This window comes from Simiduia litorea (assembly GCF_042853465.1).
In the GTDB taxonomy this organism is placed as follows: domain Bacteria; phylum Pseudomonadota; class Gammaproteobacteria; order Pseudomonadales; family Cellvibrionaceae; genus Simiduia; species Simiduia litorea.
In genome coordinates this window covers 751,329-771,777 of record NZ_AP031497.1, presented here as the reverse complement: position 1 = coordinate 771,777, position 20,449 = coordinate 751,329, and the positions used below count along the sequence as shown (strand labels likewise).

General features: G+C 51.6%; 18 protein-coding genes. 9 read left to right on the top strand and 9 right to left on the bottom strand.

The window, feature by feature from the left end; all coding sequences use genetic code 11:
• Positions 1–126 precede the first annotated feature (126 nt).
• Together ACGHTT_RS03450 and ACGHTT_RS03445 are read right to left on the bottom strand one after the other, a co-directional pair.
• Positions 127–1,335, bottom strand: a complete 1,209-nt coding sequence (locus ACGHTT_RS03450) for an ATP-binding protein (protein ID WP_390593510.1) — start codon at positions 1,333–1,335, stop codon at positions 127–129.
• An 83-nt stretch (positions 1,336–1,418) separates the two neighbouring features.
• A complete protein-coding gene (locus ACGHTT_RS03445; RefSeq protein ID WP_390593509.1) occupies positions 1,419–2,612 on the bottom strand; it encodes an MFS transporter in 1,194 nt (397 codons plus the stop codon).
• A 245-nt stretch (positions 2,613–2,857) separates the two neighbouring features.
• Here ACGHTT_RS03445 and ACGHTT_RS03440 point away from each other — a divergent pair, with 245 nt between their 5' ends.
• The 4 genes from ACGHTT_RS03440 to ACGHTT_RS03425 all read left to right on the top strand — a co-directional run bounded on the left by ACGHTT_RS03440 (position 2,858) and on the right by ACGHTT_RS03425 (position 6,257).
• On the top strand, positions 2,858–3,082 hold the full coding sequence (locus tag ACGHTT_RS03440) for a ferrous iron transport protein A (protein WP_390593508.1): 225 nt from the start codon (positions 2,858–2,860) through the stop codon (positions 3,080–3,082).
• Between the two features lie 25 nt (positions 3,083–3,107).
• The gene (gene feoB / locus ACGHTT_RS03435) at positions 3,108–5,192 is read left to right on the top strand and encodes a ferrous iron transport protein B (RefSeq protein ID WP_390593507.1); all 2,085 of its coding nucleotides are present in this window, start codon (positions 3,108–3,110) and stop codon (positions 5,190–5,192) included.
• A gap of 169 nt (positions 5,193–5,361) precedes the next feature.
• A complete protein-coding gene (locus ACGHTT_RS03430; protein ID WP_390593506.1) occupies positions 5,362–5,808 on the top strand; it encodes a hypothetical protein in 447 nt (148 codons plus the stop codon).
• 20 nt (positions 5,809–5,828) lie between these two features.
• A complete protein-coding gene (locus ACGHTT_RS03425; RefSeq protein ID WP_390593505.1) occupies positions 5,829–6,257 on the top strand; it encodes a hypothetical protein in 429 nt (142 codons plus the stop codon).
• Positions 6,258–6,343: 86 nt separating this feature from the next.
• Here ACGHTT_RS03425 and ACGHTT_RS03420 read toward each other — a convergent pair whose 3' ends face one another.
• The 3 genes from ACGHTT_RS03420 to ACGHTT_RS03410 form a co-directional block, all read right to left on the bottom strand.
• Positions 6,344–6,805: a hemerythrin domain-containing protein gene (locus ACGHTT_RS03420; protein ID WP_390593504.1), complete on the bottom strand. Its 462-nt coding sequence runs from the start codon at positions 6,803–6,805 to the stop codon at positions 6,344–6,346.
• 113 nt (positions 6,806–6,918) lie between these two features.
• Positions 6,919–7,272 (bottom strand): rhodanese-like domain-containing protein, encoded by a 354-nt coding sequence (locus tag ACGHTT_RS03415; RefSeq protein ID WP_390593503.1) that lies wholly within the window; start codon positions 7,270–7,272, stop codon positions 6,919–6,921.
• A 59-nt stretch (positions 7,273–7,331) separates the two neighbouring features.
• Complete coding sequence (locus ACGHTT_RS03410; protein WP_390593502.1) at positions 7,332–7,520, bottom strand: DUF2892 domain-containing protein; 189 nt, start codon at positions 7,518–7,520, stop codon at positions 7,332–7,334.
• Positions 7,521–7,626: 106 nt separating this feature from the next.
• Here ACGHTT_RS03410 and ACGHTT_RS03405 point away from each other — a divergent pair, with 106 nt between their 5' ends.
• From ACGHTT_RS03405 to ACGHTT_RS03395, 3 genes are all read left to right on the top strand, one after another.
• Positions 7,627–10,962: an efflux RND transporter permease subunit gene (locus ACGHTT_RS03405; protein ID WP_390593501.1), complete on the top strand. Its 3,336-nt coding sequence runs from the start codon at positions 7,627–7,629 to the stop codon at positions 10,960–10,962.
• Positions 10,955–12,034 carry an efflux RND transporter periplasmic adaptor subunit gene (locus ACGHTT_RS03400; RefSeq protein ID WP_390593500.1) on the top strand — a complete coding sequence of 360 codons (1,080 nt, stop codon included), beginning with the start codon at positions 10,955–10,957 and terminating at the stop codon, positions 12,032–12,034. Before ACGHTT_RS03405 ends, ACGHTT_RS03400 begins: the two co-directional genes overlap by 8 nt.
• A 362-nt stretch (positions 12,035–12,396) precedes the next feature.
• Positions 12,397–12,873, top strand: a complete 477-nt coding sequence (locus ACGHTT_RS03395) for an HPP family protein (protein WP_390593499.1) — start codon at positions 12,397–12,399, stop codon at positions 12,871–12,873.
• 67 nt (positions 12,874–12,940) lie between these two features.
• Here ACGHTT_RS03395 and ACGHTT_RS03390 read toward each other — a convergent pair whose 3' ends face one another.
• Positions 12,941–13,780: a LytR/AlgR family response regulator transcription factor gene (locus tag ACGHTT_RS03390; RefSeq protein WP_390593498.1), complete on the bottom strand. Its 840-nt coding sequence runs from the start codon at positions 13,778–13,780 to the stop codon at positions 12,941–12,943.
• A gap of 180 nt (positions 13,781–13,960) precedes the next feature.
• Between ACGHTT_RS03390 and ACGHTT_RS03385 the strand changes: the two genes are divergently transcribed.
• Entirely contained in the window at positions 13,961–15,145 is a 1,185-nt protein-coding gene (locus ACGHTT_RS03385; protein ID WP_390593497.1) for an acyltransferase family protein, read from the top strand.
• Here ACGHTT_RS03385 and ACGHTT_RS03380 read toward each other — a convergent pair.
• Positions 15,121–15,579, bottom strand: coding sequence for a GNAT family N-acetyltransferase (locus ACGHTT_RS03380; protein WP_390593496.1), 459 nt, complete (start codon positions 15,577–15,579; stop codon positions 15,121–15,123). The genes ACGHTT_RS03385 and ACGHTT_RS03380 overlap by 25 nt on opposite strands.
• A 91-nt stretch (positions 15,580–15,670) precedes the next feature.
• On the opposite strand from ACGHTT_RS03380, the gene ACGHTT_RS03375 reads away from it, so the two are divergent.
• The gene (locus tag ACGHTT_RS03375; RefSeq protein WP_390593495.1) at positions 15,671–16,471 is read left to right on the top strand and encodes a substrate-binding periplasmic protein; all 801 of its coding nucleotides are present in this window, start codon (positions 15,671–15,673) and stop codon (positions 16,469–16,471) included.
• Positions 16,472–16,507: 36 nt separating this feature from the next.
• Here ACGHTT_RS03375 and ACGHTT_RS03370 read toward each other — a convergent pair whose 3' ends face one another.
• Positions 16,508–18,790 (bottom strand): helicase C-terminal domain-containing protein, encoded by a 2,283-nt coding sequence (locus ACGHTT_RS03370; RefSeq protein WP_390593494.1) that lies wholly within the window; start codon positions 18,788–18,790, stop codon positions 16,508–16,510.
• A complete protein-coding gene (locus ACGHTT_RS03365) occupies positions 18,787–20,433 on the bottom strand; it encodes a VRR-NUC domain-containing protein (RefSeq protein WP_390593492.1) in 1,647 nt (548 codons plus the stop codon). Before ACGHTT_RS03365 ends, ACGHTT_RS03370 begins: the two co-directional genes overlap by 4 nt.
• Between the last annotated feature and the right edge of the window lie 16 nt (positions 20,434–20,449).

Sequence of the window (20,449 nt, the reverse complement as noted above, 5' to 3'; positions counted from 1 at the left end):
GGTAAACAAGCCATATCCTTGACCTAAAAACGCATCCGAAGGCACTATAATACCGTGGCCGCCTGACTAGCTCAATCCATCCAAGTCATTAGCCAGCATTAATACACTGCACTGGGAAAATCGGGGCTAGGTTATCACCTCTGATCCGCTAACCTTGGGCAGACTAAAAGCGATCGATGTACCTTGAGCAACGTCCTGCCACCAAATTTTACCTTGCTGCATTTGCATAAACTCATAACAGAGGTGTAAGCCTATGCCGTGCCCAACATCCCCTTCCGTGCCCGGTGAACTGGTTTGGTTATGGCGAAACAGCTGCTGCTTCAACGCCTCGGATAACCCCACCCCTTGATCAACCACTTGCACGCAAATATCGCCATCGACTTCCGTCGCGCGAACTTTAACCTCGCCACCTTTGGGCGAGTACTTAAAAGCATTGGTAAGTAGATTTCTGATAACTGTTTTAGTCAGGGTTGCATCGGCAATGACTTTCAAATTCGACGCGACTTCGACACTCAATTTGAGCTCTTTAAATTCCAACGGGTCATGCAATAGCGCCACTTCGCTCTCAATCAACTCAAGCACACCATACTCGCCAAGCTGCGCTTCAAACGCGCCCAACTGGTGTTGAGACCACTGCAATAGCTCGTCCAATAACTGGTAAACTTTAAGCGACGAATTCAAGATCGAATTGGCCATGTCAGCGATACGCGCAGGGGAAGTATTTTCTGCCTTTTTTGATAGCGTGCGAGAAAAACCTAAAATACTATTGAACGGCCCTCGCAGATCGTGAGCAATAACAGAAAAAATTTTCTCTCTACGCTCACTAATTTTTACCTGACGGTGGTTGTGAATTCGCAACTCTAACTGCCCCACCACTTGTTTGGCCAACGTTTTTAAGGCTCGGGCCTGCACCTCGTTGAGTTCTTTGGGTTCGCTATCAATGACACAGAGCGTACCAATGGGTAGACCGGCGGGCGTCACCAGCGGTGCCCCCGCATAAAATCGAATATTGGGGTCGCCAGTTACTAGCGGATTATCGGCAAAACGCTCGTCCTTCAGAGCGTTAGGGATCTGAAACACCTCCTCTTGCAATATCGCATGGGAACAAAAAGCAACGCTGCGCGGTGTTTCTGTTGCATCGAGACCTACACGGGATTTAAACCATTGTCGCTGGCAATCAACAAAACAAATTAATGAAATACTTGTACCACAAATTGCACCCGCGATTTCAGCGAGTTCATCAAACGCAGCCTCGTCGCTGGTATCGAGAATGTCATAGGCATTTAGCGCTGCCATGCGAGCAGATTCGAAGGGGTGGTCTGGCGCGCTGATCATTGCGTTGTCACCATAAGCTCAAAGAACTCCAAGTATAGACAAAGCTTGCTCGATAGAAACCACTCCACAAAAGAAGCGACATTTTACCAAAAGCGCCGGGTCACGCGGGAAGCCCAGAGGCTGAGCAACAAACTCGCAAACATAATAACCGTTGTAGCGAGTAAATGGCCGATGGGAAGGGCTGTAGCCAAACTACCCAATAACGCGCCAAGACTAAACCTAAGCGTGGTTTCAAATGCTGTTGCGCTGCCAAAGTGCTTATCTAACAGATTGAGAAACATCGATGCGCCGGAGGGTCCAATAGCCGCACCGGTTCCAAAGGCCACCATCATAAGCGCTAAAGCCAACCACAGCGGCGGATGTATAAAGCACAAAATAACCAACAAAGTGGCAATGGCAGCAAGCTGCAACCACACCCCACGTCTGAAAATAATCGGCGCTGCCACTCGCCCCACCAGCCATTTACCAATGCGATTACCCACCAATATCGACACCGCAAATGCACCAAAGGCATAGGGAAACTGCTCCGGCGCCAAACCATATTCGTCCATAATAATGGGCCCAGATGCCGTAACGAATACCAATCCCAAGAGGGCGCTGCAACTGAGACTCAGTGCCTGCCAGCGCGCGATGTGTACGCCATCGCGCTGAAACCATAAAACATAACCATATTGTGCCAAAGCGCCACGTAAGGAGAGCCGTCCTGTGATGTGTGCGTTCGACTCTTGCACCCAACCCCAAACCAACACTAACAATAAAAGGGCTGCCAGCAGAGATAAGAAAAAAATACTCTGCCACCCCAAGGGCAACATGGAAGCGCCAATAATCGGCGCGATAATAGGTGTGAGCATAACCACAAAGATGATTTGCGCAATTTGCGCAGCCAAGCGCTCGGGCGGGGTAATATCTTTGACCATGGCAATGGCACTCACCATCACCACACCGCCACTAAAACCCTGCAATAAGCGCCAACCGTTAGCAGCCCACAAGCTGTCAATGAACACCAACGCAAGAGAACTTAGGGCAAATAGTATTAAGCCGAGTATCACAACCGGGCGCCTGCCCTTCTGATCCGATATGGCGCCACCGATGAGTTGCCCAGCGGCCAAGCCCAGCAAGAAATTACTCACCGTCCAACTCACGGCTCCGGCACTCACCCCCAAGTAATCGGCCAGCGCCGGAATGGCAGGTAAATAGCTGTCCATCGCCAAGGGCGACAGCGCCACGAGCGCGGCTGCGGTGAACAACAGCAGTTTTGAGGATGGTAATTCAGACACAAAAAGCCTTCTAAATCAAAAAGTTAAACTACAAAGACGGATCTTAAGCGACGCCAGTGTAACCTACTGACGCAGACGACACTTGGTAGAAATCTAGGCCCAAGGCTTAAAATGGGTTGATCTAACGCAAAGACACGAAAATAATTACAAAAGATAATGGTTCTCATCTTGGTTTACATCTCGATCACCGGTAAACTAGCTACTTCTGGCATTTTCTCAATCGGCCTAGGCCGAAGGACAATAACGTGACACTAGATCAGCTCAATCTGCGCCAATCTGCTCGCGTCATTAGCATTAAGGGTAGCAACCAAGTGTTGCATAGCCATTGCTCGCAGCTGGGCATAGCGCCCGGCGCACCGATCGAAATATTGCACAAAGCGCAGGGGCGCGGCCCCTTGCAAGCCAAAGTACATGGCGCCTTGTACGCCATCCGCCAGGAAGATGCGGCCGCCATAGAAGTGGCCGTTTAATTTTCCCTTACCATTAGGTCATAGTGTGAAACAAATTGCCTTGGTGGGCAGCCCCAACTGCGGCAAAACCACCCTCTTCAATGTATTAACCAAATCTAATCAACGCACCGGTAATTGGGCCGGCGTTACTGTCGAACAAAAAATCGGTGAGTTCAAAGTCGGCGCTGAAAAGGTTGAATTAATTGACCTGCCCGGTGTGCACATGCTCACTGACTGCCCATTGAGCATCGACGCCAAAGTCACCAACGACTACCTCAAAAGCGCCAAACCTGATGCCATACTGCTGGTCATCGACGCCACACAACTGCGCCGTCAGGCCGAGCTTATTCCGCAATTGCTAGCCACAGGCCGGCCCGTGGTCATCGCGCTAAACATGATGGACGCGCTAGTCGATCACGGCCTCGAATTGGATTTAACGGAGCTAAAGCTACTCTTGGCGGGTCGCTTGGTGGAGGTATCTGCCGCCAAACAGACCGGCATGAAAGACCTAGAAAAGGCTCTTGAGTTAGCACTTACTTCGTCGCCTGCGCCCGCCGCAGAGGGTGCCGATGATTGCGCCTGCCAACCACTTGAACGCAGTGAACTCAGTTTAGATGGCCTTATTAGCGCGATCGACAAGGCCACCACCTTCACCGGCCAACCAACGCTGACCGAGCGCATTGATCGCTGGCTGCTACACCCAGCGCTCGCAATCCCAAGCTTTTTGTTTGTGATGTACCTGTTATTTATGATCTCGGTACAGTTCGGTGCGGTCTTTATCGACTTCTTCGATATTTGGTTAGGCAGCTGGATTGTCGAAGGGCTGCGCTGGGCGCTCGCCAGTATAGGTTCACCGGCTTGGTTGATCGCCTTTATGGCCGATGGTGTTGGCGCTGGTCTGCAACTCATCGCCACCTTTATCCCTGTCATTGGCGCACTCTACCTGTGCATGAGCTGGCTCGAAGACTCGGGCTATTTAGCCCGCGCCGCGTTTGTGATCGACGGCGTTATGAGCCGCATCGGCCTGCCCGGCCAAGCGTTCATTCCATTGATTGTAGGCTTCGGCTGCAACGTGCCCTCGGTCATGGCAGCGCGCTCACTCAGCTCCACCTCGGCGCGCTTAACCACCATTTTTATCGCACCATTTATGTCCTGTAGCGCGCGCCTATCTGTGTATGTGTTTGTCGGTAGCGCGTTTTTCCCCGAGCACGCGGGCCTCGCCATTTTCTCACTCTACTTACTTGGCATTCTGGTCGCGGTAGGCTCAGCTTGGCTACTGCGCAAAACCCTCTTTGGGCGCTACCACGAGCCCTCTATTTTAGAGATGCCCTCCTACCGCCGGCCAGTATGGCGTAACGTTTTCACCCAAGCTGGGCACAGGCTGCACAGCTTCATGCTGCGCGCGGGTAAACGCATTATGCTCGTGGTGATCGTGCTGTCTTGCCTGGGTGCGGTCAAAACCGACGGCAGCTGGGGCGCCCCTGGTAGCTCAGATTCCGCGCTGGCTTGGATCGGCAAAAAGTTAACACCAGCACTCACCCCCATGGGCATAGGCGAAGATAACTGGCAAGCCACACTCGGCCTCTTCAGCGGCCTCTTTGCCAAAGAAGTGATGGTAGGCACCATCCAAACCCTCTATACCCGCGAAGACACCGATGGCGATGCCGACAGCGACGTCCCTATGCCTGATTTCATCGGCGATTTGGGTGCCGCATTTACCAGCGTCAGCGACAACACCAAAGCCATGTTTGGCATAGAGCCGGAGCTCGATGCCGACGCAGACGTACCGCTTATCGCCGACAATCCCATCGGCAACCTATTCCCGTCTGCATGGGCGGCCTTCTGCTTCCTCGCTTTTGTACTCCTATACGCGCCTTGCGTTGCAACCCTGGGTGCCATGCAACGGGAAGCGGGTTCGGGCTGGCTGCGCTTCTCGTTAATCTGGAGCCTGATGCTGTCCTACTGGATTGCTAGCAACTTATGGCAACTTAGCTTAATCCTTCAGCAACCTCTCTATTCCAGCCTCTGGTTTATTGGCTCGACGCTGGTACTTGCCTTGGTGTATTGGCTAATCGTCAAGCGCGTCAGGGAAAAGCACCTCGGCGAAATCAACGTTATCAATATTGCTTGAATTAACGCCCGCAAAAAAATACCTGCAAGTGCAGGTATTTTTTTGTCGAAAGTTTGATAAAACATTATTTCACTGACATCATACTCGCGTTTTTTCTAAACCACGTTGAATTAAACTGCATCAGCATGCAGCCCTCATCTTGAACACCACACCCTAAAGGATATTGGCCATGTGGAAACTCTTTATCGGCATCGCACTTTGCGTTGCCATTAACACCCAAACTCAGGCAGAGCCGAGTGAATTCATCTATCAAGACCAAGGTCGCGGCAGCGCAAAAGAAAAGACCATGCGCAGGCTCTACGACATCATTCCAAACTCGAGCGGAAGTGCAGCCAAAGCGCGGTTAGTCATATTGCGCACCATGCAGAGTATTAGGGGGCCAGCCTGCCTACTGGAAGAGGAAGGCGAAGGCTTTATCACCTGCCGCTGGGACTACAAAGGGCACGCGATTTTTCACCGGATTGAATACAACGACCAAGCCATACAAATCAAATACGGTGGAGGCATCAATGCCTATGAGTGCGAAAATCTGGTGGACGGATTTTGCTACAAAATTCATCGCAACTATTTTAAATACGGCGCTAACTTTCGCAAAGATCTAAGCCGAACCCTGTAAATTTAACCAAGGAAGACAACATGAAGACCTATTACACCATACTTGTTGCCATGGTTGGACTGCTTAGCTTAAGCCAACCAACCTTGGCCCAAACCCTGTATCAAGACCCAATCAAGATTCAAGCCTACGTCACCGATCCCGCTGCGATGATCAAAAAAGGTATGCAGCAATATGACTGGATTGTAGAGTCAGAAGAGGCCGGCAACGTAATTGCAAAACTTGTATATAAGGATTACGAACTGCGAGTCGGCATTAGCTACAACGCAACTCAGATCGACACCACATTGCTGACCCAACAACGCATTAATTGCGTTGTCGCAAAACGTGAAAAGTGTGAAATTAAACAAGGTTATATCGATCGCTGGCGTTCAAATTTACGCCGTGGCATCACCAAAGCTATTCACGAACTTGCCATAGCCGATGCCTACGCCAAATTGTCAGACGAATAATCGGTAGCAATAGAAAGCGCCGCACCAGAGGGATATTTCTAACGGGGCGGCGCGCAATCCCACGCCAACCCGCTTCACCCACTCATTTACATAACCAGATACAAATCGTCCGCCACGGCCAAATTATCGTACAGTTGCGCCAGCAAGGTTTTAATTTCGACCTCAGTGCAATCGTCATCGATACTGGGATAGACAATCCGCTCTTCGCGGCTATTGTGACAGGCCAGAATAGATTGCAATTTTTTCGCTTCCGGCGCGTGAACAGGAAAATCATATTGCGCCATAACAGCAAGCAGCTGTCTAATTTGCTTGTGCTCTGCCACCATTCCCGCTGTGGGTCCTACGTCAATCCAGCCCGTTTTCTGCTCAAACAGCGGGAATAACAACTGCTCTTCCCAATCCATATGGCGCTCTAACCCGAATCTAAACGCAGCAAACAACGCCTGACTACGATCGATATCGTCGGCGTAGTAAGCGGCCTCCAATAAGCAATCCAAACGATCATGGTCGCGCACAAAAAATTCGGTAACCGCCAAGCAACGGGACACACGGCCTCCAATCGAAAGTCAAAGCAGGTCTCGAAGTGTACGCGATCTTGCCGTCGATGGCCGAACACTACCCCTTAATAGACAGCATCACCACGTTGGCGCCAGGCTGTTGTTTAGCTACCGAGGCTAAAACACACCTGATCCACACCACAGGTAATTGCACTGACCTGCTCATAACCCATGCGCTGCAACTGCTCAGCCGCCAAAGACGCGCGCCCCCCTGTGGCACAGTGAATATAGATGGGCTGTTCCACGCCTGAACACAGCTCGGCCATCTTCATTTCCAATACGCCACGGGGAACGTTTATCGCCCCTGCAACCCGTTTAAGTGCGGCTTCCGCCGGCTCTCGCACATCCAAAAGCAAGCCCTGATTAGCGGCAATTTCAATTTTAGCCTGCGCCGCTGTAATACAGCGCACCTTGGCGCGGGCTGCGGCAACCAGCTCTGGAACAGTTAATAGTGGCATTTAACATTCTCCTAACATGCAGCGACGCATTAGGTAAATTCTACGCGCGCCGCTCACAATTAAGCGGGCAACCCAAGCTTCTTCAGCAGCGTCATCATGGGGCACCAGCGGGTAAAGGCCGATTGCAACAGATTAGCACCCACAAAGGCGGTCAAAGCCAACCACCAAGGGTTAACCCAGACTGCAAGCGCTACACTGACAAGCACAACAATGCCGGCGATTAGTCGTAAAGCTTCATTAACGGTCATAGCAAGGCCTCCTGATTCACACTAGAATCATAATATATTAGATATTGCTTAATTAGCAACAACTGATTTAAACTTACCTATCGCTCACTGACGCCAGACACTGCCCATGAATAACTGGATCGATAACACCGTTCGCGCAACCCTCAAGGGTGGCCTGCCGCTGTTCATCTTTATCATTTCGCTGCTTGCGGGCGTACTCGCGCTGCAATTCACCGCGCGCGAGGAGGAGCCACAAATCGTGGTGCCCATGGTGGATGTGCAAGTACGAGCACCAGGGCTGGCAGCGCAGCAAGTGGAAAAACAAGTCACCACACCGCTGGAAAAATTACTCGCCCAGATACCTGGCGTAGAGCATGTCTATTCCCGCTCCATGACGGGTCACGCGGTAGTTACCTTGCGCTTTTATGTGGGGCAAGACCGCGAAGACGCCATCCTCAACACGTACAACAAATTATTTTCGAACCAAAATCGCATACCCGGTGTTGTCGAACAGTGGATGGTGCGGCCAATCGAAGTTGATGATGTACCCATCATGATGCTGGCTTTATGGAGCGATAAGCCCGAGCGCTATACAGATTTCGAACTGCGTCGTTTTGCCGAGGAGCTATCGACTTCGCTACAAGCGATTCCGCAAACCAGTGAAGTCAATGTAGTAGGCGGTAGGCCGCACACCGTAACCGTGTATATAGACCCAGAAAGTTTGAGCGCACGCAAAACCACCACCGCCGATATTGTCGCGGCATTACAAGTGTCCAACCTGTTGCAGTCCGGTGGCTATTGGGCCTTTAACAATCAAGCCATCGAAATTGAAAGCGGCGACTTTATCCGCAGCCTCGAGGAACTGAAACAACTGGTGGTGAATGTCATCGATGGCGTGCCGGTGTACTTACAGGAAGTTGCCCAGATAAACGATGGCCCAGCCGAGCCCAGCTATTACACGTGGATAGATTTCGCACCCGGTCACCCGGCGTTTAAGGCAGCAAACGACGGCTACCCCATGGTGAGTTTATCGGTTGCTAAGCAACGGGGCTCCAACGCTGTTTCCGTTGCTGCCGCCGTGCACGCACTCATGGCCGATGTCAGCGCAAAACTATTGCCACCTGAAATACACCTCGAGGTGCTAAGAGACTACGGCCAAACTGCGGACGAAAAAGTAAACAACCTAACCAGCAGCCTCGGCTTCGCCATTTTCACCGTCGTCATTTTTATTGGTGTATTTCTCGGCTGGCGCCAAGCCTTGGTGGTTGGTTTAGCAGTGCCTATTTGCTATGGCGCCACTCTCGGTCTAGACATGGCCTTTGGCTACACCATTAACCGGGTAACCTTGTTTGCACTGATTTTATCGCTCGGTTTATTGGTCGACGACCCTATTACTGGGGTCGATAATATTTCGCGCTTCCTAAAAGATGGCAAGGGCGACAAGCGCGATCGCATCGTTGCCGCCATCAGCGAAATTAAAGTACCGCTGGTGATGTCCACGATCAGCATCGTATTAGCCTTCGTGCCTCTGGCATTTATCACCGGCATGATGGGGCCTTACATGGCGCCCATGGCGTTTAATGTGCCGGTTTCTGTGGTCGCTAGCACCTTAGTAGCCTTCCTAGTGACACCTTGGTTGGCGTCGAAGCTTTTGCGTGCAGATGATCAAATCCAGGAAGCCGTTAGTGCAGGCCAAGGTAGTCTCTATCCGCGTCTGATTACGCCCCTGTTAGAAAACCCACGCAAAGCAAAGCTCGTGCTCTGGTTAATGCTGGGTCTATTTTTAGGCGCGGCCATGCTACCGATGATGCGCGCAGTACCGTTAAAACTTTTACCCTTCGACAACAAAAATGAAGTGCAAATTGTCGTCGATATGCCTGAGAGCAGTTCGCTGGAACAAACCGCAGCAATGGCACGCCGTATCTCGGCGCAAGTAAGCCAAGTGCCAGAAGTGCGAGCCGTCGCCGCTTTTGTTGGGATTCCATCGCCCATCGATTTCAATGGCATGGTGCGCCAATACTACCAACGCGAAGCCCCCCACACGGCAGACTTGCGCCTAACGCTGATCGACAAAACCGAGCGAGAGCACCAATCGCACGGCGTTGTGCTTCGCTTGCGCGAACTGCTCGCGCCACTAAACCAAGATGGCGTCAACATTAAAGTGGTTGAAGTCCCGCCCGGCCCACCGGTATTAAGCACCTTAGTGGCAGAGATATACGGCGATCGTTTTAGCTCTTACCAAAGCCAACAACTGGCAGCGGAAATATTGATGGCTCGGCTCAAGCGCGAAGCTCATGTCACCGAAGTTGATTCCACCGTCGAGGCGCAAAAAATTCGCCAACGCTTTATCGTCGACAAACAAAAAGCCGCGCTCTCTGGTGTCTCCACCGATGACATCAATCAAACCTTAGCCATGGCTAACGCCGGATATGCGGCCGGCTTTTTACAGGGTTTTCAACACACAGAGCGAGCGGCTAATCCACTGCCCATCTACTTGCGCTTAGCACCAGAAAATCGCGTGCACCTAAATGACTTTGCGCGCTTAAACGTCAAGGGCCGCGCCGGTATTGTGCAAGAAAATACCCAACAGGGTTTAGATAGCGCGCCGCAGCCGCTGGTTCCCCTTGGCGAACTCGGTCATTTTGAACAAGGCTACACCGATAGCACTATTCACCGTAAAGATTTAAAACCCGTCGCCTACGTTATGGCCGAGCTTAACGGCCGCACACCGGCAGAAGTTATCGCCGATATCAATGCCGACATGAATCAACCGGCCGGTGCAGCCAGAAGCAACTGGCAAAACCGAAACTTTATAGGAAGTTTTATTCGCGGCCCCGGTGATGGCTGGACCTTACCGGCTGGCACCTCCATCAAATGGACCGGCGAAGGTGAATGGCGAATAACCAAAGATGTGTTTAGAGATATGGGCCTAGCGTTCGCTTTCGCACTGGTGGCGATTTTTGCGGTACTGTATTTGCAAACGGCGTCCACCGCGTTATCGCTCATTATTATGTCCGCGATCCCGCTCACGATTATTGGCATCATGCCTGGGTTTTGGTTGCTCAACCAATTCGGCGAACGGATGATCGCCGGCAGCCCAGAGCCAGTCCTTTTCACCGCTACGGCGATGATCGGCATGATTGCATTGGCTGGTATCGTGGTGCGCAACTCGCTTATCTTAGTCGAGTTTATTACTCAAGCCCGCGCTGCTGGCGCCTCCATTAAAGCGGCCCTCATCAACGCCGGCGCCGTGCGCATGCGCCCAGTTTTACTCACGGCGGGCACAACACTGCTCGGAAATTTGGTGATTATTTTAGACCCCGTTTTTTCCGGTCTCGCACTCGCCATCATCTTCGGCATCATCGCCTCCACACTCTTTACCCTCATTGTCGTACCCGTGGTTTATCTACTGGTATTCGGCGCAGAAGAAAATGTAACTCAAGAAGGTTTAGCGCATGAATAATCTGATTAAACGCTGGGGCCTGCCAACACTCGCCGTCATCGTTTTATTGTTAATGGTCGCGTGGATGGCTGGCTTTTTTAGCAATAAATTAGCACCCGGTGCCGTGCAAAACACCCCTATCAACGGCGCTCAAGCACTGGGCGTAAACTCCGCCAGTTACGCCATTTACGAAGCGGTACCAGCCTCGGTGGAAGCGAAGCAGGCAACGGTTATTTCCGCACGTATTATGGCGCGCATTACCAGCATCAAGGTGCGCTCGGGCGATGACGTGACACAAGGGCAATTGCTGTTAACCCTGGAAAAGACCGACTTAACATCAAAAGTTAAACAGGCAGGTGAACAAATTCGCGCCATAACCGCGCGCCTAACCGAAGCACAACAGAATTTGGAGCGCGCGACAAAGCTACAAAAGCAAGGCCTGCTGGCGGCCGCTGATTTAGACAAAGCACGTGCCAACCACGATGCGCTAAAGGCTGATCTCGCCGCCGCACAACAGGCGCAGCAAGAGACCAATATCGCGGTGAGCTATTCTGAAATCAGAGCGCCCATCGACGGTCGCGTGGTGGATCGATTTGCCGAACCTGGCGATACCGCAGCACCGGGCAACAAATTGTTAACCCTATACAATCCACTTACGCTGCGGGTAGAAGCGCAAGTGCGGGAACAATTAGCGCTAACGCTGCAAGAAAATCAACGCCTACGGGTAGAAATTCCAGCCCTGAATTTAAAACTCGACGCCGAACTCGAAGAGCGAGTACCGGCTGCCGACCCCGGCTCACGTAGTTTTTTGATCAAAGTTCGCATGCCGTTTAATGCGCAATTACAACCGGGCATGTACGCGCGCTTATTAGTGCCAGCGGGCGAGCGCGAACAAATTCGCATCCCCGCAGACCGAATCGTAACAGTGGGACAACTGGATTTGGTGTGGGTGCTGCAAGATGGTCAGGCCTATCGCCGCTTTGTCAAACTCGGCAATACCTATGGCGACCAGATAGAAGTGCTCTCCGGTTTAAGCGATGGCGATAAAATTCTCCCCATCCCCGATCGGGCGACGAGCGCTAAAGACTTTTAAAGCTCGGCAAGAAAACCTATCAAGACTGAGTGACCGTTATCCACTGCGGCACTCAGGCACTCGCAGCCGGGCAACGCAATTGCGTTCGCCCAGCGCAACACCAGACGAAAACTGCACCTTTTCAGCGCAGGCGTTACCGCCGGTTTCACTCGGGGCTTATTGGGCATAGATCGAATAACATTGCCCGCTGAACCCATCGTCTAAAATCTTGCGAGAGATCAACTAAACTGTCTTTTCTGGGTGCCTATAGAGAACCTGAGTGGTATTTATCACTCATCTTTTGTAGTCTTTATAACTCTATAACATCGGCATCGAATGCGAAAACACCTTGCTAACGCTGCACCCCTAGAGGATAGAACACTATGCTAGCACTCACCGCAAAAGATATTATGAAAACGGAGGTACTGTTTGCCTACGAAGGTTGGTCTATCAAATACCTTGGTGAATTCTTCCGCAAGCATAAAATAACCGGTGCCCCCGTGGTCGCGTCTGATCACGAATTAGTTGGCGCGGTGAGTGTTACCGACGTGTTTAATTTTGAAAACTCAGACCGCGATCAAAAGCTCGCCAAGCTTAAAGATTACTATCAAGAGTGCTATGCGCTGAATTTTCATGAAAAAGATTTAGAGTCTTGGAGCCTCACCGCAGAGGAAAGCTGCACGGTTCATCAGATTATGAACAACGAAGTGATCTCTGTAGACCCAGATTGCAACATTAAAGATATCTGCCGAACCATGGTCAGCAACGGTATTCACCGCGTATTCGTTACCCGCAACAAACAAATTGAAGGCGTTATATCAACCTCCGATATTCTCGGCCTCATTGCCGAAACCCAGTGAGTAACGCAACTGTTGGTATTTCACGGTTGTAATCTGTGGCTATCAACGGCGGCCCTGAAACTACTGGTCAGTTCATACAGGCTTTCAGTTGCACGCGGTAGCGGCGCGACATTTTAAGCGTCTGCCCAGTCACCAGCGTGACGGTGCCATCGCCAGACTCAAGCGTTTCCAAATGCGCTATGCGGGCCAAATTGACCAATATCGACCGGTGGATGCGGCAAAAGGCTCGCTCAGATACGTCCGCTTCCATTTGTGCCATGGTTGTGCGCACGGGGTAAACGCGATCTTTCACATGGAGGTTGACATAGTTGCCCGCCGACTCCATCCAGTCCACATCCTTTAATTGAATCACAAACTCCTTGCCCAGCTTTTTCACCAAGAAGCGCTCACTCACCCGCGCCTCACTCTCCTCGCCCTCGCCCACAAATGCGGCTTCGCCCGACAAGCGACCAATCACGAAGCGATAGGCGTAGAGGATGGCCAATATCAGTAAATAGGTTATGAGATCAATGCGGTATTCATAAACGAAAACCCAACTGACTGCCCCCATGTCATAGCGCCCATCCACTAACCAATAAACGCCATAGCGAATACTGAACATGAAGGTGACATGCAATACAGACACCAGCACACTAAAGAGCAAATGACGCCAACCCGAGCTTAGCCACTTGCCCCAGCCCAAGGGATAGCGTTTATCGAATGCGATAATGAGCGGCAGCAGCAATACAAAACTGAGCGCACTGGAGTACTCCCACAGGAAGGGTTCCCACCACGCCAGCGCTCTACCCGCCCGTTCACTTTCCATCAACACGCTAGTGGCATTTACGGTGCTATTGAGCAAAATAAACAGGCCAAAAAACAGGCTATCCCACAGCCCCTGATGGCGCCGGTATTCGGAAAAGGTCAACGCTAAACTCCCTCTTTTGAGATCGCACACCTTTGTGCGCTCGTCTTCAAGACCTGCGACGATATTGCCCTGCCACTTATCACAACCACACCACCTCTTATCACCAAACTCCGCAGGCTATCACAACAGGCTGGGCAGCCTCGCCCCTGGCGGCCACAGTAACAGAAAAAAGGAGCTCCCATGGAACGTCGTTACGATCTAGATTGGTTAAGGGTTTTGGCCTTCGCACTGTTAATTTTCTACCACACCGGCATGATGTATGTCAGCTGGGATTGGCACATCAGCAGTGAATTCCAAAGTGAAAGCCTAAAGCTAGCCATGTTGTTGGTTAACCCGTGGCGCCTGCCACTATTATTTTTTATTTCCGGCTGCGCACTCTACTTCGCCCAACAGCGCTACCCCCTAAGCCGACTACTGAACTTACGCAGCCAACGGCTGTTGATACCACTGGTGTTTGGTATTCTCGTGATCGTGCCGCCACAATTGTTTTTTGAAATGCGTCAGGCGGGCGAGGCCACGGGTCATTACGGTCAATTTTGGCAAGCCTATTTAACCCCGAACGACCCGCTTTTTAGCCGGCATCGGACGCCGTTATTCGGTCAAATGACATGGAACCATCTTTGGTTCATTCCCTACCTGTGGTGCTACTCAGTATTGATCTTGGGACTGAGGCAGCTACTCATCTTGCCATCCAAATGGCTAGGCCAATTGCCATTAGCACTCCTACTCCTGATCCCCGGAAGCTTGCTCGCTTGCTATGGTTTTTGGCTAAGACCTCAGTTCCCATCAACCCACGCGCTGCTGGGTGACTGGTACAACCACGCCACCTACTTGACCGTATTCGCGCTCGGCTACGGCTTTGCTGCTTGCGATGCCGTGTGGCTAAAACTCAAAGGTAAACACTGGCCGCTATTGATAATGGCACTGAGCGGTTACGCAATATTGATGTGGGAGGACAGCCTACCAGAGAACACCGGCCTAGGTGAGACAGTGGAATACTGGGGCGACATTGTGTTCACGTGGTTTTATTACTGCACCCTCTGGTGCTGGATTCTCGCACTCTGCGCTTTGGCAATGCGCTTTTTGAACCACAATAGCCGAGCTTTACGCTACGCCAATGGCGCCGTGTACCCCTATTACATCCTTCACCAAACCATTACGGTGAGCATCGGCTACTACCTTGTAGAGGCACAGTGGGGACCGATCATGGAACCTTTAGGCGTACTCGCCATAACATTCCTTGGCTGCGCCGTCGGCTATGAAATCATCGCCCGCATTCACCTTCTGCGCTGGCTGTTCGGTCTGGCGCCAAAAGTCATACCCGCCCCAAAAAAACAAACTCAACCCGCGATTGGTAACACATAGTGAAAAAACGTTTGATCTAATTCCCAACCACATTTCTCGTACAGTTCTTGCGCCTGAGTGTTGTCTATCGCGGTGGCAAGCTCTAAGCGGTCAGCGCCCTGCTCGCTTGCGCAATCAGCCGCGGCCTTTAACAAGGCCTCGGCTACGCCATTGCGCCGGCCAGACTTGGCGACAAACAAATCGTACAACACAAAATACGGCGCACAGGCTACAGAGCAAAAGGTTGGATAAAGTTGGGTAAATCCGATTAACTCACCCGCCGACTCAGCCACAAAAATGACCGATTCCTGCGCCTGCAAACGCGCCGCCAGAAAGGTCTCAGCCGCAGTGAGGTCGGGTACCTGCCGGTAAAAAATTCGATAGTCATTGAACAATACCGATAGCGGGGGGATATCTTGTAAATTTGCTTTTCGAATGTTCAGCATACTTTTCATAACCTTATCGAATTTAAATTAACACCTAGGGCTAACCAGCCTAGCCTACACTCAATGAGATGCGCTCACTCTCCCATGAAAAGGAGGCTTCATGCAGGCCAGACTCGCCAAATACGCAACAATTCTTTGCCTGACGATCCTATGGTCCGCCCCGCTATTTGCCGTCGAATTAGACGAACTGGAATATATCACCGAAAATTACCCGCCGTTCAATTACGTGGAAGGCGGTGTCTTGCGCGGCGAAGCAGTAGAATTACTGATTGCGGCTACCGCACTTGCCGGCCATCCCATCATTGCTAAGAACATTCAAGTGCAGCCTTGGGCCAGAGCCTTTCACAACACCCTAGAAGGCAACAACCGCGTTCTCTTTTCCACCACCCGCACCGCTGAGCGGGAAAATTTATTCCAATGGGTAGGCCCTATTGGGCAAAACCATGTGGTGCTCATCGCCAAGCGCTCGAGGGGCATCAAACTTAAATCACTGGACGGGTTGGATAGGTTCAAAGTCGGCGCCGTGCGCGACGATGTCGGAGAATTATTCCTGCGCGAACTGCATCTCGAAAAAACCATTATCACGCTGGGGGTTCAGCCGGACAGTATCGCCAAAATGCTCGAGAGCGGGCGGATAGATTTATGGGCCTACGGCGAGTCAAGCGCACTGCAAACACTAAAATCCATCGGCGCCAACCCGCGCGATTACGAAGTTGCTCGGGTACTTAGAACCCTCGATCTCTATTACGCGTTTAACCGCGATATAGAGCCTCGCTTAGTCAAACAACTGCAAGCCGCCATTGACACCATCAAAGGCGATGAAGCCAATAAAATGAAAGAGTTCAAATCCCGCAACAGCCAACTCTACGTACAACCTGTCGAAAAAGATGTACAACCCTAAGCGCAAAAAAATTCAAGAGTCAGGGCGCCAATCGATCTAATCTACTTGCCACCAATCCGGTAACAACGACTTTACTTTGGCCTGGCTAAAGCGGTCGTCCAATAAATATAAAACGCCTTTGTCGTTGGTAGAGCGAATAATTCGCCCAGCCGCTTGCACCACTTTTTGCAATCCCGGATACAAATACACATAGTCATAACCGCTGCCAAAACAGTCATCTAATCGCTGTTTGATATCTTCATTCACAGGGTTGAATTGCGGCAAACCCAAAGTCGCTATAAACGCCCCCACCAAGCGATCGCCAGTGAGATCAATGCCTTCGCCAAAGGCACCGCCCAATACCGCCAAGCCTATACCCCTCGCTCGAGGCTGGAAATTTGCGACAAACGCCTGCCGCGCCGGCTCCCCCATTCCTCTCTGCTGCTTCCACAGCGTCAAGTCTGGCGCCGCAAACTGCAGCGCCAACGCGACCTTTTCTAAATAATCAAAGCTCGATAGAAAAACTAAGTAATTACCTGGCTCTGCGCGATACTGTGTCATCACCTTGTCGACGATGAGCGGTAATGATTTATCGCGGTGTTGAAAACGGGTTGAGACATCCCGACAAATATTGACTCGCAACTGGCTGGCATGAAAGGGCGAAGGCACCATTAGTGTCACCGTATCAGGCGCCAAGCCCAACAGCTTACATTGGTAATCCAAGGGTTTTAAGGTGGCGGAAAAAAGCACCGTGGTAACACTGTAGTCAAACCGTGGGGCCAACCAAGGCCCCGGCACCAGATTGCGCAAGTGAATCTCGGCCTCGCCTCGGCCAGTTTTTTCGGCATCGAAGATATAGCTATCATCGGCAGGCTCGGCGATGCGTAAACACTGGCTAGCCGCAAAAAATAATTCCTGCAGCGCCGGTTCGAGCGGCTGGCCTTTTTCCGCCTGCCAGCGCGAACACTCAGAGACAAGGTTTTGTAGGGCAATCACGAATTTGTCTGGCAATTGATCAAAGGTAAACCGCTGAGCAAGTTGCTTACCTTTTAGCAGCGCTTGCCAACGCTTATCCAACGCCTTAATTGGCGCATGCAAGGCCTTAGGTGCAACGCGCAATGCCCACTTACTGTGATCGCGCGTCAAGGTTGCGGAATACATAGCGCGCGCCCGGTCGATCAAATTGTGCGCTTCGTCCACTAGCACCGCCACGCGCCACTGTAAACTCACCGCCAAACCATAGAGCAACGCGGTATCATCAAAATAATAGTTGTAATCCGCAACCACCACATCGGCCCAACGGCAAAGCTCTTGCGTCAAATAATAAGGGCAAATTTGGTGCTCAGCTGCTACCCGCTTAACCGCATCGGCATTCATCCAACGCAGATCAATAGCCTCTGCCCGAGCAGCGGCTAAGCGATCGTAAAACCCGCGCGCCAACGGACAAGAATCACCATGGCAGGCAAGATCAGGATGCTTGCAGGCCTTATCGCGAGCAATAAGTTCGAGTACTTTTAAATCAGGAACGTTTAATGTTGCCAGGCCATCCAGAGCCAGCGCGCGGCCGGGCGTTTTCGCGCAAAGGTAAAAGATTTTATCCACTGCTCGGCTAGCCTTTAGCGCCGGAAACAAACTCGCCAGCGTCTTGCCTATACCCGTGGGCGCCTCGGCCAATAAACAACGCTCAGACTTTACCGCTTGGTAGATATTTTCCGCGAGCTGCCGCTGACCAACCTGAAACTCGGGAAAAGGAAAGGAAAGCGCTTGTATATTTTTTTCGCGCTCGCGCCGCAATCGTAGTTCAGCTTGCGCCCAACGAAGAAAAGCACCACAGGTAGCGCGCCAGAAATCAGCCAACAACTCAGCGGTCCAATGTTCAACCAGCAGGTGCTCACTGTTATCCGCGGCATCGATATACACCAGGGTTAATGTAACCGTCTCCAGCCGCTCTTGCTGGCAGAGAAGATGCCCGTAAATCTTTAACTGCGCCCAATGTAAATGCCGATGGTTATCGGGCATTTTATCCAACCGGCCACGAAAACTTTTCACCTCTTCCAAGGTTTGCAAGGGCACCAACCAACCATCCGCTCTACCGTTTACGTGCAAATTGTCAAATTTGCCCTGCAGCTGCAACTCGGCAATATAATTATCGCCGTGCTCCGTCCGCCTTCGTCTGGCAATCAGTTGATGCAACTCAATGCCTTCAGCGGCAGTAGTGGCCGGGGTAAAACGCAAATCCAAATCACCGCGCTTGGCAGCGAACTCACAGAGCGCGCGAACCGAGACTTTACAAACCGGTTCGTCGGGTGAACGCTCTGGCTCGGGTGCACGCTCACTCATGTCGGCGTCCAGCGCACATAACAAACCTCAGCGGCAATACCCTGCAGGTCGAAAAACTCCAGCCAGCGCAACTGATTATCTTGCAACTTATCACCGGGGCCTTTCACTTCGATCAAGCGAAAACGCTGCTGTGCGGGATAAAACTGTATTAAGTCGGGAAAGCCGGAGCTGTTTGCTTTTAGATCAAATAACATGCGCTTAAAAATGGCTGTTAAAAATTCTGGCGCAATACACGCTAAAGCCAACGCTAATTGGTCTTCGCTGAGTTGGTTCCAATTCACCAATGGCGACTGCAAACCCTGTTTTTCCCGGTAGCGTTGCAACAACACGCGCGGGTAATCACTCGTGTCCAATAATCGCCAACAATCACGCAACATATCGGCCCGGCTGCTAGCAAAGCTCTGGTGATACAGATCTTTTGGTCGCGCCTGAAACGGATTAAAAAATGCGCCCGGTATTGGCGCATAGATAGCGGGCCAAAAAAATAACCCAAACAAACCCGTCCACAAACTGTTTTCTGTCCAGCACACAGGTTCGGCTGCGAGATGAAAATGGGCAGCCACGGCCTGCTCAACGCGGTTATCGGCAAGGTCCAGTGTGAGCACAGAAGACGCGGGGCTAAAGGCCACTGGTTTTTCAGGTATTATGTTCAGCGCTCGCTGCAGCCGCGGCCGAGCGCGCAGCAGTTGTTGTCGCTCGGCCTCGCTGTGAGGTGCGGCAATGGCATCATTCAGCAGCGCAAGCGCCTCTTGTCGACGTGATAATTTTTCCAACACCCGAACGCGGCGCGCGCGGGCCTCGATGAACTCACAGGTACTATAAACCGCGAGGGCTGCCTCATAATCGCCACGCTGCTCCAATTTAACGCCAAGATGAAAACTAAACTTCTGCATCCGACGTATTAGCCACGCCGACACACCTACCGCTGCCGGCATATTCAACAAAGCAGCGGCCACATCGTCATCGCGCTCAACATCTTCCCGTGCGCCTTGTAACTGCCGATAAGCATCCAAATCTACACGGCTCGTAAAACTCCGACAGGCGTGACTAAAGCCAACCTGCTCATACTGAAAGATCCCCAATTCTGCCAATACAAATTCACTCAGCGCTTGGTAGTGATTGCCAAAAAACAACAAGCAATACACATCGCTGAACGGCATGATAGTGACGGCCACCAAATCCCCAACCAGCTGTTGATTGCAAGGCAGAGACGCGCCGGAAAACCAATCATCCCAAGGTCTGTCTTCAGCCTCCACTTGCGCAAACTCCGCCAGCCACGCGGCCTTGGTGCCAGCATACTTACCCAACCACGACGTTAGCTCCGCGCGGCTTAGTAAACCAAATATGTCGCTCGCACTCACCATTCGGCTGCGCGTTAACCAACCTAATTGTTGAAGCGGTGCTATGGCTCGGGGTAGATCGGGAATTTCTTGGTAGGCAAGTTTGCTTAAGCGAAAGAGTTCACCCTTGCGGGTGATCAACCGCGTAAGCAAGGCTTGCGCGGGTTCTGGCAATTCAAGAAACTGATCGGCGTAGGCAATTTCAGCTTCACTTAACAGATCGCCATAGCGCGAGCGCACCCAAGCTAACAGGGTGCGATAATTATGCAGATAATAAAGCGGTTCGGGTTTCTCTGATGTCACAATGTCAACTGAAAAA